Source organism: Paraburkholderia bryophila (assembly GCF_013409255.1).
GTDB lineage: Bacteria > Pseudomonadota > Gammaproteobacteria > Burkholderiales > Burkholderiaceae > Paraburkholderia.
The window spans coordinates 2,250,768-2,266,099 of the sequence record NZ_JACCAS010000001.1; the positions used below are offsets into that span (position 1 = coordinate 2,250,768).

Here is a 15,332-nt window from a genome sequence, read left to right on the forward strand (position 1 = left end):
GTTATACACCCTATGGGGTCGGTTCGCCAACCTCTTTGGGGTGCCGCCCGCGACGGCTCCATGACTACCTGCGCCCACCTGCGCCGATAGCCAATACCGAGTTCGGGCAGCGTCACGCTTTCAGGTACTGCTCCCGCGCGCCGAGCCAACGGGCCAGGTGTTGGATCACCACGTCCGGGTACTTTTCGAGCAGCTCGGCCGCCGCTTCGCGAGCGGGCTCGATGAGCCACTGATCGTTCTCGAGGTCCGCGAATCGCAGCATCGCCGCGCCCGATTGCCGCGCACCTAAAAACTCTCCCGGCCCGCGAATCTCAAGATCGCGTCGAGCGATTTCGAAGCCGTCGGTCGTTTCGCGCATGGTCTGCAGGCGGGCGCGTGCTGTCATCGACAAGGGTCCGGTATAAAGCAGCACGCAAACCGACGCCGCGCTGCCGCGCCCGACTCGTCCGCGCAACTGGTGCAATTGCGCGAGACCAAACCGCTCCGCGTGCTCGATCACCATCAACGACGCATTCGGCACGTCGACGCCCACTTCGATCACTGTCGTCGCAACCAGCAACTGCACTTCGTTGCGCGTGAACTCGTCCATCACCGCCGCTTTCTCACCCGGCGCCAACCGTCCATGCACGAGGCCGACCTTCAGCTCGGGCAACGCGGCGATCAGCGTTTCGTAGGTTTCCACGGCGGTCTGCAACTGCAGCGTCTCGCTTTCCTCGATCAGCGGACACACCCAATACACCTGACGCCCCGTCAACGCCGCCTCGCGCACCCGGCCGATCACTTCTTCGCGGCGTGCGTCGGACACCAGCTTGGTCAGGATCGGCGTGCGCCCAGGCGGCAATTCGTCGATGGTCGACACGTCGAGGTCGGCGTAGTACGTCATGGCGAGCGTGCGCGGAATCGGCGTCGCGGACATCATCAGTTGATGCGGCTGGAAATCGCGTGCGCCGTCGGCGGCTTTCTGCGCCTTGGCACGCAACGCCAGCCGTTGCGCCACGCCGAAGCGGTGCTGTTCGTCGACGATCACGAGCCCGAGGCGCGCGAATTCGACCGCGTCCTGAATGATCGCGTGCGTGCCGATCACGAGTTGCGCGGTACCGAGCGCGGCGGCTTCGATCGCGGCGCGCTTTTCTTTCGTCTTCAAACTGCCCGCGAGCCACGCGACGCTCACGCCGAGCGGCTCCAGCCAGCCGCGCAATTTACGCGCGTGCTGCTCGGCAAGGATTTCGGTCGGCGCCATCAGCGCGGCCTGGTAGCCCGCGTCGATTGCCTGCGCGGCAGCCAACGCGGCGACGATCGTCTTGCCGCTGCCGACGTCGCCCTGCAACAGCCGCTGCATTGGATGAGGCTGCGTCAGATCGAGCGCGATCTCGCCGCCTACGCGTTCCTGCGCGGCCGTCAGCGAAAACGGCAGCGCCTTTAGCAAACGCGCCACCAGCGCGGACTCGTCGCCGAGCTTGCGGCGCGACATGGCCGGCGCGGCGCGCGTGCGACGCTCGTCGTGCGCGCGCTTGAGCGACATCTGCTGCGCGAGCAACTCTTCGAACTTGATGCGCACCCACGCCGGATGCGTGCCGTCGATCAGCGCGGTCTCGTCCGACTGCACGCCCGGATGATGCAGCGTGCGCACCGCGTCCATCAGCGTCGGCACGCCGAGCGGCTGCATGTACGTGCGCGCGATCGGCTCGGGCAGCAATTCGGGCAGCGCGGTACGCGACAACGCGTTGTCGATCGATTTGCGCAGATAGGCTTGCGTCACGCCCGCGGTGCTCGGGTAGACGGGCGTCAGCGCTTGCGGCAGCGGCGTGTCTTCGTCGACCACGCGCACCGCCGGATGCACCATCTCCATGCCGAAGAAACCGCCGCGCACGTCGCCGCGCACTCGCAAGCGCGCGCCGATCGCCATCTGCTTGACCTGCGAGCCGTAGAAATTCAGGAAGCGCAGCACGAGTTCGTCGCCGTGATCGTCGTGCAGTTTCACCAGCAACTGACGACGCGGGCGATAGGCGATCTCGTTGTCGAACACCACGCCTTCGGTTTGCGAGATGCCGCCGGGTAGCAGGTGGCCGATCGGCGTCAGTTGGGTTTCGTCCTCGTAGCGCATCGGCAGATGCAGCACGAGGTCGATGTCGCGGGTGAGGCCGAGTTTGGCGAGCTTGTCGGCGGTTTTTTCGGCGGGCTTGGGGGTGGATTTGCCGACCGGTTTACCCGCCGGTTTGCTCGCAGACTTTGTCGGGACCTTCGCCGCGGATTTGCCGGCGGGTCGATCGCCGAATATCGAGTCTGGTTCGTCGGCTAGCGGGGACTTGAGCTCGTTGTCTGGTTTGTCAGTGGCTTGGGGGCCGAGCTTGCCGGCTGATTTGTCAGCGTTGTCACCGACCCCGGCGCCGAGCTTGCCGCCCGATTTGCCGGCAACGGGTCTCGCGCCAGCCGTGTCGCCTTCAGGCGCAGCTTTCTCACTATCCAGCACCACGCCCGCGCCACCCTCACCCGTCTCCGCTACCGCCTTGCCGCGCGACACGCGGCGCCTGGGCTCGGCGCTCGCTTCGTCGGTGGTTTGGGGCAATCGGCGGTCGGACAAAGGCATGGGCTGCTTCGCAAGTACAATATCGGCTGTCAAAGGGTAGCGCCGCCATACAGCGCGCGGGCTCGCGGGCCGCTCTGGCGTCCCGCAATCATAGCCGCCCGGCTCCGGCTTCGGCTCAATTCAGTCTCAATTCGCTTCCAGTCGTTCGCATGTTTACGCTTTCCGATTTCGATTTCGATCTGCCGCCCGAGTTGATCGCGCAAGTCGCGCTGCCCGAACGCAGCGCCAGCCGTCTGCTCGAAGTGGACAACACGGCCCACGCCGACAGCGCGCGTCTCACCGACCGTGGCTTCGCCGAATTGCCCGAGTGCATCGCGCCGGGCGACCTGCTGGTCTTCAACGATACCAAAGTGCTGAAGGCGCGTTTCCTCGGCCAGAAGGCCAGTGGCGGCAAGGTGGAAGTGCTGGTGGAACGCCTCACCGGCGAGCGCACGGCGCTCGCGCAGATTCGCGCGAGCAAGAGCCCGCAACCGGGCACCACGATCCGTCTCGCCGACGCATTCGACGTCACTCTCGGTGAACGCGTCGAGCCGTTCTACACGCTGCATTTCCCGGACGACTGCCTGATGCTGATCGAGCAGTTCGGCCGCCTGCCGCTGCCGCCGTACATCGAGCACGACCCCGATTCGACAGACGAAACCCGCTATCAAACCGTGTTCGCGCAGAACCCCGGCGCGGTCGCGGCGCCTACCGCCGGCCTGCATTTCGACGACGCGCTGCTCGCGCGCCTCGACGCCCGTGGCGTGGAACGCGCCACGCTGACGCTGCACGTTGGCGCCGGTACGTTCCAGCCGGTGCGGGTCGAGAATCTCGCCGAGCACAAGATGCATAGCGAGTGGTATCACCTGCCGCAATCGCTCGCCGACAAGATCGCGGCAACGCGCGCGCGCGGCAACCGCGTGATCGCAGTGGGCACGACCTCGATGCGCGCACTCGAAGCCGCCGCGCGCGACGCCGATGTCGCCGGCCGGCCGCTCGGCGCGGCCAGCACGGAAACCGACATTTTCATCACGCCGGGTTATCAGTTCCGTGTGGTCGACCGGCTGGTGACCAATTTCCATTTGCCGAAGTCGACGTTGCTGATGCTGGTATCGGCGTTCGCGGGCGTCGAGACGATTCGTGCGGCGTATCGTCACGCGATCGAGCAGCGTTACCGCTTCTTCAGTTACGGCGACGCGATGCTGCTGACGCGCCGCGACCCGACGGCCGACACGGCTTAGTCACGCTTCAAGTCGTTTTAAAAGTTTTTCGCCGTTCCCCACGCCGCCGCGATCCTTCCGGCGGCATTCATCTATTTGCGCCGGACTGTTCTCCGGTAGCACAGGAGTCACTCAATGACCGACGGTCATCAGTCGCACGACGCGACCTTCGAGCGCCCGGAAAACGGCCTCAAATTCGAACTGCTCGGTACCGACGGCCAGGCCCGTCGCGGCCGCGTCACGCTGAATCACGGCGTGGTCGAAACGCCGATCTTCATGCCGGTCGGCACTTACGGCACAGTGAAAGCGGTCCAGCCGCGCGAACTCGAGGAAATGCACGCGCAGATCATCCTCGGCAACACGTTTCATCTGTGGCTGCGCCCGGGTCTCGAAACCATCGAAGCGCACGGCGGCCTGCACAGCTTCATGGGCTGGAAAAAGCCGATCCTGACGGACTCCGGCGGTTTTCAAGTGTTTTCGCTCGGCGATCTGCGCAAGATCACCGAAGATGGCGTCACGTTCGCGTCACCGATCAACGGCGACAAGCTCTTCCTGTCGCCGGAAGTGTCGATGCAGATCCAGAAAGTGCTGAACTCGGACATCGTCATGCAGTTCGACGAATGCACGCCGTACGCCACGAATAACGTGCCCACCTCGCACCAGGAAGCCGCCGACTCGATGCGCATGTCGATGCGCTGGGCCCAGCGCTCCATCGACGAATTCAAGCGCCTCGACAATCCGAACGCGCTGTTCGGCATCGTTCAGGGCGGCATGTTCGAGGACCTGCGCGACGAATCGCTGGCGGGTCTCGCGGAGAAGGACTTCCACGGTCTCGCGATCGGCGGCCTGTCGGTCGGCGAACCGAAAGAAGACATGATGCGCGTGCTGAACCACATCGGCCCGAAGCTGCCGGCCGACAAGCCGCACTACCTGATGGGCGTCGGCACGCCGGAAGACCTGGTGGCGGGCGTCGCCGCCGGCGTCGACATGTTCGACTGCGTGATGCCGACCCGCAACGCGCGCAACGGTTGGCTGTTCACCCGTTTCGGCGACGTCAAGATCCGCAACGCGGCGCACAAGAACTCGCTGCGCCCGCTCGACGAGCAGTGCGGCTGCTACACCTGCCGCAATTTCACGCGCGGCTACCTGCACCATCTGCATCGTGTAGGGGAAATCCTCGGTGCGCAGTTGAACACGATCCACAACCTGCACTACTACCTCGAACTGATGCAGGAAATCCGCGACGCGATCGACGCGAAAATGTTCGAGCCCTTCCGCCAACGCTTCCACGAAAATCGCGCACGCGGCATCGATTTACCGTAAATGCAGGCCGCAGGCCGCTCGGTCGATGCACCTTGACTAGAGCGGCTGTCGCGCTGTGCCCGCAGGGCGCTGCTCGCCTTTGTTTTCGGCTCCCCGTCGCCTAGAATCCGCCTGAATCAGGACGCGCCCACGCGTCGCGGCACGGGGACTCACGCCGAATCCAGAGCGGACCGATACCGGTCCGGCAGAACAGCGAGACAACGATGAAAACGATCCGTCGACTGTTTGCCCGCGCGCGCGTCAGCGCGGTTTTCCCGCTACTCGTGGCCTGTGCGCTCGCAGCGTGTACGCCGACTTTCGGCGTCTATAACCCCGTCGACGCGCCGGGCGAACCGCAGGGCAAGATCGAACCGCTGTCGTCTTATCTGCCGCCGGGCGTGACGGACGTGAAACTGGTGTTCATCCATGGCGTCGGCGATCACTGCCCAGGCTACGCGCTCAGTGGCGCGGGCAGCAGCGGCTGGCTCAGCGTCGAACATGCGGCTCGCATCGGCCTCACGCCGATCGATGCCCAGCCCCGCACTTACCCCCCGATTTACAGCGATGAATTCTTGCCGGGCAAGGGCGGTAAGGCCCATCCGTTCGACAAAAAATCCTACGTCGCGATCCGCACCCAGCACTTCCGATACGGCAAAACCGGCGCGGTCGTCGAGGCGATCGAGATCACCTGGTCGCCGCTGACCCAATGGGTCAAGAACAACCAGCTCGAAGACGATTTCACTAAGGCCGGCATCGTCGAATGTGGCCCGGACGTACCGAACGGCGCCGTCGAGGCCGTGTCGAGGCTACCCGATCCGGCCGCCCAGCCGCCGTCACGCTTGCCGCTCAATCGCCTGCTGAAGGAAAACGTGCTCGACCGCAGTCTCGCCGATGCCGGCCTCTACATGGGCCAATATCGCAGCGTCTTGCAACTCGGCCTGGCGGATGCGCTGTGCCATACGCTCACCGGCCAGGAAAGCGCAAGCGATCCCGCTGCCGCGGCAGGCCGGCCGTGCCGGTGGCAAGTGAGCGACGAGGACCTGAAGACCCGCTATCTGTTCGTCACGCATAGCCTCGGCAGCCGTCTGCTCTACGACACCTTGCTCGGCTTGATGGGTTATCGCACGCCGGGAGTCGATCAGGATCTCTTCGCGACCCAGTCGCCGAATTCGCAGGAATTTACCGCGAACGTGATGAAGAACACGCCGGTCGTCTACATGATGGCGAACCAGCTCGCGTTTCTCGGCCTGGGCAACCTGCCGATCGACGCGCTGTCGTCCGAGCCAGAAGGCCAGCGGGCGCAGGTCGTGCCGCCGACCGTCGAAAGCCTTCGCACCCTGGGCCTCAGCCGAATGAAGGGCAGCGTGGAAATCGCGAGCGCGACACAGCCGTCCGTCGACGCCTGCGGCACCAACGACCCTTGCCGGCTCGGTCTGCTGAAGAACGTCGCGGTGGCGGTCTGGGACAACACGCCCCTCGCCACGACCCCCGCAGCGAGCCCAACCCTCGACATGATCGCGTTCAGCGACACCAACGACCTCCTGAGCTGGTCGGTGCCGAAGTGGTATCAGCAACACGCCGCGGGTCCGGACGGCGGACAGACCACGCCGGTGAAATTCGTCAACGTGTACGTGAAGAACGCCACTCACTGGCTCGGTCTCGCCGAGTCGCCGCTGCCCGCGCATGACGATTACTTCATCAATTCGCAGGTTTTGCAGACGATTCGCTGCGGCGCGGATCGCGCCACCGTCCGCGATTGTCCCGCGGCGCAGTGAGGCGCAGCGCGTACCCAAACCGGTGGATAAGGCTGTAGACGCCCGCCGGACAAGCCTGCACGACCCTTCGCCTCGCCCCGGATCGCGCCCGCAAAAACGGCGCGCCGGGATTCGCCGACCAACACATTACAATTGCATTACGCACTATGCGTAATGCGCGGTATCGGCTTGATCGCAAAGCCGATTCGCCGCGCCGACCCACGTCAGGCGGATGGTAGAATAACCGGCTGATTTTTTTGATCGTTTTGATTTATAACGGAGAGACCAACGTGTCGTTCATTTCCAATGCCTTCGCCCAAGGCACAGCAACAGGTGGCATTGAATCGAACCTGATGAGCTTCCTGCCGCTGATCCTGATGTTCGGCGTGCTGTACTTCATCATGATTCGCCCGCAAATGAAGCGCCAGAAAGAACACCGCAACATGCTCTCGGCCATGGCCAAGGGCGACGAAGTGGTGACGAACGGCGGCATCGTCGGCAAGGTGACCAAGGTGGGTGAAGCTTACGTCGGCGTCGAAATCTCGGAAGGCACGGAAATCACCGTGCAAAAAGCGTCGGTAACGACGATTCTCCCGAAGGGCACGATCAAGTCGCTGTAAGGCCTGCTCTCTCGCGTCCGGCGCGGCCTCGCCGGCGATCCATGCACACCGCTGAATCGCCCGCGCTCATCGCCGGACGCATCGCTTCCAAGCCAACCTTCCCGTTGGACCACTCATGAATCGTTACCCCCTCTGGAAATACGCCGTGATGCTGGTGGCTCTGGTCATCGGCCTCGTGTACACGCTGCCCAACCTGTTCGGCGAAGCGCCGGCGGTGCAGGTGTCGAGCGGCAAGGCAACGGTCAAGCTCGACTCGACCACGCTGTCGGCTGTCGAAGCCGCGCTCGCCGCGAATCAGATCAAGCCTGACGACGTCACGTTCGACAACTCGTCGACCAACGCGAACATTCGCGTGCGTCTGCCGGACACCGACACGCAACTGCGCGTGAAGGACCTGTTGCAAAAGTCGCTGAATGCCGACCCGACCGACCCGCAATTCGTCGTCGCGCTGAATCTGCAGAGCGCGTCGCCGCACTGGCTGACCGCGCTGCACGCGCTGCCGATGTACCTCGGTCTCGATCTGCGCGGCGGGGTGCACTTCCTGCTGCAAGTCGACATGGCCGGCGCGCTGAACAAGAAGCTCGACTCCGACGCTTCCGACGCACGCACACTGCTGCGCGACAACAACATCCGCGACGGCGGTGTGAACCGCGTGAACCAGACGGTGGTGATCAATTTCGCCGACCAGGCCACGGCGGACGCCGCGCTCAAGCAACTGAGCCGCGGTATCGGCGAACTCCAGTGGGCCACGCAAACCGGCACCGACGGTAGCGTGCAACTGGTCGGTACGTTCACGCCGGCCGTGCAGCGGACCGTGCAGGACGCCGCGCTCAAGCAGAACATCACCACGCTGCACAACCGCGTGAACGAACTCGGCGTCGCCGAGCCGGTGATCCAGCAGCAAGGCTCCGACCGCATCGTGGTCGAACTGCCGGGCGTGCAGGACACGGCGAAGGCGAAAGACATCATCGGCCGTACGGCTACGCTCGAAGCGCGTCTGGCCGATCCGGTCAACACCCACCCGCAACCGGGCGATCCGGTGCCGCCGGGCGACGAGCTGTTCACGCAAGGCAACCAGACGCCGGTGCTGCTGCGCAAGCAGATCATCTTCACCGGCGACCGGATTATCGACGCGTCGGCGGGCTTCGACGAGCATCAGCGTCCGTCCGTCAACATCCGTCTGGATTCGGCCGGTGGCCGCGCGGTGCGTAGCGTGTCGCGCGACAACATCGGCAAGCCGATGGCCATGGTGCTGTTCGAAAAGGGCAAGGGCGAAGTGCTGACAGTGGCGACCATCCAGTCGGAACTGGGCGACCGCTTCCAGATCACCGGCCAGGCCACGCCGCAAGGCGCCGCCGACCTCGCGCTGCTGCTGCGCGCCGGTTCGCTGGCCGCGCCGATGGACATCATCGAAGAACGCACCATTGGCCCGAGCCTCGGCGCGGACAACATCAAGAAGGGCTTCCACTCGGTCGTGTGGGGCTTCGCGGCAATCGCCGTCTTCATGGTCGCGTACTACATGCTGTTCGGCGTGATCTCGGTGATCGGCCTGTCGGTCAACCTGCTGCTGCTGATCGCGGTGCTGTCCATGCTGCAGGCCACGCTCACCTTGCCGGGCATCGCCGCTATCGCGCTCGCGCTCGGTATGGCGATCGACTCGAACGTGCTGATCAACGAACGCGTGCGTGAAGAACTGCGCCACGGCGCGCCGCCGCAACTGGCTATCCAGAACGGCTACGCGCACGCCTGGGCGACGATTCTCGACTCGAACGTCACCACGCTGATCGCCGGCCTCGCGCTGCTCGCCTTCGGCTCCGGCCCGGTGCGCGGCTTTGCGATGGTTCACTGTATCGGCATCTTGACGTCGATGTTCTCGGCCGTGTTCTTCTCGCGCGGTCTCGTGAACCTCTGGTACGGCGGCAAGAAGAAGCTGAAGTCGCTGGCCATCGGTCAGGTGTGGCGTCCGGAGTCGGCGCCCGCAGGCGCGGCCGCTTACCTCGGTAACGAAGACGCCGACACCGACACCGCGCAAGCCGTCGCTGCCGTGACCGCCAAGCCCAAGGGCAAGGCGGCCGTGGCCCAGGCACGCGCGGCCGGCAAGCCGACGGTGCGCCGCCGCAATGCGGACGCTTCGAACGCGACGCAGAACACGCCGCAGAAACCGGGTTCATCCCGCTGAGTCCCGGAGAACTAGACCATGGAATTTTTCCGCTTTCGCAAAGACGTTCCGTTCATGCAGCGTGCGTTGATTTTCAACGCGATCTCGCTGCTGACGTTCGTTGCCGCTGTATTTTTCCTGCTGCATCGCGGGCTGCATCTGTCGGTGGAGTTCACCGGCGGTACGGTCGTCGAAGTCCAGTATCCGGGCGCCGCGCCGCTCGAACCGGTGCGCGCCAGTCTGGCCAAGCTTGGTTATGCCGACGCTCAGGTGCAGAACTTCGGCACCTCGCGCGACGTGCTGATCCGTCTGCCGCTCAAGCAGGGCTTCACGTCCGCGCAACAGAGCGATCAGGTGATGGGCGCACTGAAAACCGACACGCCTGAAGTGCAGTTGCAGCGCGTCGAGTTCGTCGGTCCGCAGGTCGGCAAGGAACTCGCCACCGACGGCCTGCTCGCGCTCGCGTGCGTGGTGGTCGGCATCGTGATCTACCTGTCGTTCCGCTTTGAATGGAAGTACGCAATCGCCGGCGTGATCGCGAACTTGCACGACGTGATCATCATTCTCGGCTTCTTCGCGTTCTTCCAGTGGGAGTTCTCGCTGTCGGTGCTGGCGGCGGTGCTCGCCGTGCTCGGCTACTCGGTGAACGAATCAGTGGTTATTTTCGATCGGATTCGCGAGACCTTCCGCCGCGAACGCAAGATGACCGTGATCGAAGTGATCAACCACGCGATCACGAGCACGATGTCGCGAACCGTCATCACGCACGGCTGTACGCAGATGATGGTGCTGTCCATGTTCCTGTTCGGCGGTCCGACGCTGCACTACTTCGCCCTCGCGCTGACGGTCGGTATTCTGTTCGGTATCTACTCGTCGGTGTTCGTCGCCGCGGCGCTCGCCATGTGGTTCGGCGTGAAACGCGAAGACCTGGTGAAGGACAAGAAGGACCGCACCGATCCGAACGACCCGAACGCGGGTGCACAAGTTTGATCGGGCTGTTGTAAAGCCGAAGTGCAAAACAGAAAGCCGGTTCTCGCGAACCGGCCTTTTTCGTTTACCGCGCTGAGGGCGCGTGCGGCGCTATCTTTCCCGGAGCAACCGCCAACGCAGACGCGGAAGCAATCAGCGCCCTATCGTTCTAGCGGAAACCCAGCTTGCGACGCGCCGCCATCAAAGCCACCAGGCTAATCGCCGCGGCAAAAATCATGTAGAAGCTAGGCGCCGTCTTTGACCCCGTAACGTTGATCAGCCACGCGATGATGAACGGCCCAAAGCCGCCGAAGATCGTCACCGCGACGTTATAAGCGAGCGACATACCGGTCGTGCGCGTCTGCACCGGAAACATCTCCGACAGCAAACCCGGCAGCGCGGCAAAGTAACCCGTCATCAGAAAGCCGAACACGACCTGCATCGCGATCAACGTGCCGAACGTCGGATGCGCGACCAGATACACGAACGCCGGATTGATCAGGATAAGCAGCAGCAGCGCCGAGGTCAGCATGATCGTGGTGCGCCCATGCCGATCCGACAGATGACCGACCATCGGCGAGAACACCATCTGGATGAGACCGGTCAATGCAATCGCCGAGAACGCGACCGACGGTGAAAGACCCAACTGCTTCACACCGAACGTCGGCATGAACAGCACCAGATACGTCGACACCGTGCCGAGCACCACCACGCCAATCGCAATGAGAAGCCGCAACTTCTGATTAGCGAAGGTGTCGCGCAGCGGCGTCGTGGTGGTTTCGGCCGCGAGAAACTCCGGCGTTTCGTCGAGCTTGGTGCGGATGTACCAGGCCACCGGCCCGATCAGCAGGCCGAAGAAGAACGGCACGCGCCATCCCCACGACGCCATCTGGTCCGGCGACAGCTTGCCGGTCAGCAGCACACCGAAGCCCGCGGCCAGCAACGTGGTGAGCCCCTGGCTCGCCACCTGCCAGCTTGCGAAGAACCCGCGCCGCCCCGGCACGTGTTCCGCGAGAAACGCCGTCGCGCTGCCGAACTCGCCGCCGGCCGAGAAACCCTGCATCAGACGCGCCAGCACGAGGATCACCGGCGCGGCCAGGCCAATGCTCTGGTAGGTCGGCAGAATCGCGATGATCAGCGTGCCGCCCATCATCAACAGGATCGACAGCGTTAGAGCCGCCTTGCGCCCCGCGCGGTCGGCGTAGGCGCCGATCACGATCGCGCCGAGCGGCCGCATGAAGAACGACACGCCGAACGTGCCGAGCGTGAGCAGCAGCGAAACCGTGTCGTTACCAGCCGGAAAAAACAGCTTCGCGATGATCACCGCGAAGAAACCGTACACCACCAGGTCGAACCATTCCAATGCGTTGCCGATCGAGGCCGCGACCACCGCGCGCCACGAATTCTGCCGGCTCCCCGAGAGGCTTGCTGCTGTCGTTGCGTTCATGCAGATCTCCAGTTCGCGCGAAATATTATTAATGTAGGCCTGATTTCCGATCTTGCCCGAACTTGCCCGACTGGATGCGCGCACAACCAATTCGGTGCCAGCGCTCTATGTACCCGAAAAAATAAACCGAAGCGAGCGGCAATTTCCCGATGCCCGTCGCATAAGGCTTGCAGCGTTCGTCGCGGGCAATAAAAAACCGCTGCGTCGCCGAAGCGAACGAAGCGGTTTTTTTGCTGCGCCGCAGCGGCGTGGTGCGACGCCAGTGCGAACTGCTTGCGGGTTGCTGGCGAATGACTCGCCGGTTACTGCTTGATGCCTTCGGACTGGATATGCAGCTTCGTATCCATATTGAAGCCGTACTTCGTGCCGAAATCCATGCCGTAATCGGCGCGGTTGAAATGCGCACTCGCTTCCACGCCGCACACTTCGCGCTTGAGCACCGGATGCTGCATGCACTTGAACGAATCGATCGTCAGATTCAGCGGCTTGGTGACGCCGTGCATCGTCAGGCTACCGATCACCTGAACCGGCTTGTCGCCGTCGAACTTGATGTCCGTGCCTTTATAGGTCACCGCCGGATACTTCGCGACGTCGAAGAACGCGTCCGTTTTCAGATGCTCGTCGAGCTTCGTGTTACCGGTTTCGACCGAGGCGGGGTCGACCGTCACGTCCACCGTGCCGGTTTTCGCCGCGCGGTCGAGCGTGACCGTGCCCGAGCTCTTGGTGAACTTGCCGCGCCACACCGACAGACCGCCGAGGTGATCGGCCTCGAAGCTCGGATACGTATGCGTCGGATCGAGCTGATAGGTATCGGCCGCGAAAGCACCGACCGAGAAAGCAGAAGCCAGCGCGCCGACGGCGATCAACAGAGATGTTTTCAATTCATGCTCCCAGGTTCTTGTTAGGCCGTGAACTTCACGAAGCGAAGCTCACTTGCGTGCCGCAACGATATGAAACTTGATGACCACGTCATCGGCGACGACCGACGTATCCTTCCACTCGCCGGTGCCGATGTCGAACTGTGAGCGCTTGATCGGCAGCAAGCCGTCGAACACCTGCTGGCCGCCCTGCTGCGTCACCGTAACCGGCACGACGACCGTTTGCGATTTGCCCTTGATGGTCAGCTTGCCGGTCACCTTGAACTGGTTGCCGCCGGCCGGCGCAATCGCGCTGGAGACGAACGTGGCGCTCGGATAGGTCTTCGCATCGAACCAGTCCTTGCCGCGGACCTGGTCGTTGTAGCTCTCGTCGCCGAGATCGTAGCTGCCCACGTCGATAGTGAACTGCGCGCTGCCCTCGGCCGGTTTGGCCGGATCGAACTTGACCTGCGCGGTGAATTTACCGAACTTGCCTTCCACCGGCACGTTCATCTGCTTCGAGGTGGCCGTCACCGTGCTCTTCGCGACGTCGACCTGAGCGAGCGCGCTGCCGGCCGCGGTCAGCGAAGCCGCGGCGAAGGCGGCGAGCATGTAGCGATAAAACGAGACCTTCATGTTTATCCTTATTTGAGGAAAGGGAGCATGCGCGACAACAGACCGTCGCGGTCCAGCCATTGATGCTTGAGCGCAGCCACGACGTGCAGCGCGACCAGCACGAGCAAGGTGTAATTCAGCGTGATATGGACGGTCTTCAGCAATTCCTTCAGATGCGGGTCCGGCGCGATCAGACGCGGCAGCGGGATCAGCCCGAGGTAGACCACCGGCACATTGGCGGCCGAGCTGTACAGATAGCCGGAGGCGGGAATCGCGATCATCAGCACATACAGCAGCAGATGCACGAGATGCGCGGCGCCGCGCTGCCAGGCCGGCATGCGGCGCGGCATCGGCGGGGCGGTGTGCGTGGCGCGCCACAGGATGCGCAGCAAGGCGAGCGCGAACACCGTCACGCCGATCCACTTGTGCCACGAGAAGTAACGCAGCTTGGTGGGCGTGAAGCCGGGAATGTCGGTCATCACCCAGCCGAGCGCAAAGCCGCACACGATCAGCAGCGCGATCAGCCAGTGAAAGGCGATGGCGGTCCGCGTGTACGACTCCCGGCCAGCGAATGAAGGATTGAGTGCCATGACAGGTCGACGCAAGCTAAGAGAGGTAAACGGCGCAACCCGCCCGGTTGTTCCCGGCGCCGCTGCGAATGGCATCGGCGCGCACCGCCCGAACGAACCGGCTGCGGCGTACGCCAAGGCCGCATGCTACCCCAAGCGCAAAAAGCTGGCTGCGGGTTATGAAGTGCCGATGAACAGGCGAAGGCGCCGGGCTTCCGGTGCAGATGCACCCCGTATTGAACAATAAGGGACGGAGAGTGTCAGAAGGATGCGAAATCAATATGAAACTGCATGAATAAACCGCTGCCGGCACCACTGCAAAGCCCGCCCGGCGGCCTCCCACGCAACGGCCGATGCGACGCGGGAGCGCGTTTGGTACTATTGCTGCACCCATTTTGTCAGCCTCGCCATAAAAAACCGGCATAGTCTCGCTCCCCTTCACCGTTAGCCCTCTGCCGTATGGAACAAGACAATCTGATCGCGTGCCATGAATGCGATACGCTGTTCCGCAAGCCACGGCTTGTGGGGCGCACATCCGCGCGCTGTCCGCGCTGCGGCGCGACGCTCTATCGCGGCGTCTCGCGCAAGCTCGACAAAATCAGCGCGATGACGCTGGCCGCGCTGATCACCTTCCTGATCGCGCAGGGCTTCCCGATCGTCGAACTGGAAACCAACGGCATTACCTCGCAGACCACGCTGTTCGGCGCGCTGATGGCACTGTGGGGCGAGGACATGCAGATCGTCGCGGTCATGGTGTTCTGCTCGACCATTCTGTTTCCGCTCACCGAGTTGCTTGCGCTGCTCTATGTGCTGATCCCGTTGCGCGCCGGCTATGTGCCCGCCGGCTTCAACCGGGTGCTGCGCGCGATCCAGTTCGTGCGCCCGTGGGGCATGATCGAAGTGTTCATGCTCGGCGTGCTGATTACGATCGTGAAGATGGTGAGTCTCGCGCGCGTGATTCCCGAAGCCGCGCTGTTCGCGTTCGGCGTGCTGACGCTGATGTTCGCGGTGGTCGTCACGTTCGATCCGCGCATTCTGTGGGACCTCGCCGACGAACTCGGCGATCGCAGCCAGCGTCCGCTGCCGCGCACTTCCGCCGATAGCGCCGCGGCCCAGCTCAATGCGCAGGCCGGCCCGCCCGCGCCGCCCGAGATACGGGACGCGGATCACCCGGCGGACCGCCCCGCGGATCACCCCACGGCACGCGCCGGATTGCCGCCAGGCGTGCCGCCTGAGCCGCGTCAAGGATGAGCCC

12 protein-coding genes are annotated in these 15,332 nt (G+C 63.7%); 7 read left to right on the plus strand and 5 right to left on the minus strand.

From position 1 onward, the window contains the following. Positions 1-112 precede the first annotated feature (112 nt). Complete coding sequence (gene recG, locus GGD40_RS09975) at positions 113-2,587, minus strand: ATP-dependent DNA helicase RecG (RefSeq protein ID WP_179743543.1); 2,475 nt, start codon at positions 2,585-2,587, stop codon at positions 113-115. Between the two features lie 149 nt (positions 2,588-2,736). Here recG and queA point away from each other — a divergent pair, with 149 nt between their 5' ends. The 6 genes from queA to secF all read left to right on the plus strand — a co-directional run bounded on the left by queA (position 2,737) and on the right by secF (position 10,610). After that, complete coding sequence (queA, locus tag GGD40_RS09980; protein WP_179743545.1) at positions 2,737-3,807, plus strand: tRNA preQ1(34) S-adenosylmethionine ribosyltransferase-isomerase QueA; 1,071 nt, start codon at positions 2,737-2,739, stop codon at positions 3,805-3,807. Between the two features lie 114 nt (positions 3,808-3,921). Beyond that, positions 3,922-5,109, plus strand: a complete 1,188-nt coding sequence (tgt, locus tag GGD40_RS09985) for a tRNA guanosine(34) transglycosylase Tgt (protein ID WP_179706851.1) — start codon at positions 3,922-3,924, stop codon at positions 5,107-5,109. 203 nt (positions 5,110-5,312) lie between these two features. Then, positions 5,313-6,863, plus strand: a complete 1,551-nt coding sequence (locus GGD40_RS09990; protein ID WP_179706853.1) for a hypothetical protein — start codon at positions 5,313-5,315, stop codon at positions 6,861-6,863. 269 nt (positions 6,864-7,132) lie between these two features. Continuing rightward, positions 7,133-7,462 (plus strand): preprotein translocase subunit YajC, encoded by a 330-nt coding sequence (yajC, locus tag GGD40_RS09995; protein ID WP_035562406.1) that lies wholly within the window; start codon positions 7,133-7,135, stop codon positions 7,460-7,462. A 115-nt stretch (positions 7,463-7,577) separates the two neighbouring features. Further along, complete coding sequence (gene secD, locus GGD40_RS10000; protein ID WP_179743547.1) at positions 7,578-9,641, plus strand: protein translocase subunit SecD; 2,064 nt, start codon at positions 7,578-7,580, stop codon at positions 9,639-9,641. Positions 9,642-9,659: 18 nt separating this feature from the next. Next, on the plus strand, positions 9,660-10,610 hold the full coding sequence (secF, locus tag GGD40_RS10005; RefSeq protein ID WP_179706857.1) for a protein translocase subunit SecF: 951 nt from the start codon (positions 9,660-9,662) through the stop codon (positions 10,608-10,610). Between the two features lie 148 nt (positions 10,611-10,758). Here secF and GGD40_RS10010 read toward each other — a convergent pair whose 3' ends face one another. The 4 genes from GGD40_RS10010 to GGD40_RS10025 all read right to left on the minus strand — a co-directional run bounded on the left by GGD40_RS10010 (position 10,759) and on the right by GGD40_RS10025 (position 14,098). After that, on the minus strand, positions 10,759-12,036 hold the full coding sequence (locus GGD40_RS10010) for an MFS transporter (protein WP_035562409.1): 1,278 nt from the start codon (positions 12,034-12,036) through the stop codon (positions 10,759-10,761). Between the two features lie 302 nt (positions 12,037-12,338). After that, positions 12,339-12,905 (minus strand): YceI family protein, encoded by a 567-nt coding sequence (locus GGD40_RS10015; protein ID WP_134962835.1) that lies wholly within the window; start codon positions 12,903-12,905, stop codon positions 12,339-12,341. A 60-nt stretch (positions 12,906-12,965) separates the two neighbouring features. Further along, complete coding sequence (locus tag GGD40_RS10020; protein ID WP_176060006.1) at positions 12,966-13,529, minus strand: YceI family protein; 564 nt, start codon at positions 13,527-13,529, stop codon at positions 12,966-12,968. 8 nt (positions 13,530-13,537) lie between these two features. After that, complete coding sequence (locus GGD40_RS10025) at positions 13,538-14,098, minus strand: cytochrome b (RefSeq protein WP_179743550.1); 561 nt, start codon at positions 14,096-14,098, stop codon at positions 13,538-13,540. A gap of 438 nt (positions 14,099-14,536) precedes the next feature. Between GGD40_RS10025 and GGD40_RS10030 the strand changes: the two genes are divergently transcribed. Beyond that, positions 14,537-15,328, plus strand: a complete 792-nt coding sequence (locus tag GGD40_RS10030) for a paraquat-inducible protein A (RefSeq protein ID WP_179743551.1) — start codon at positions 14,537-14,539, stop codon at positions 15,326-15,328. Positions 15,329-15,332 lie beyond the last annotated feature (4 nt).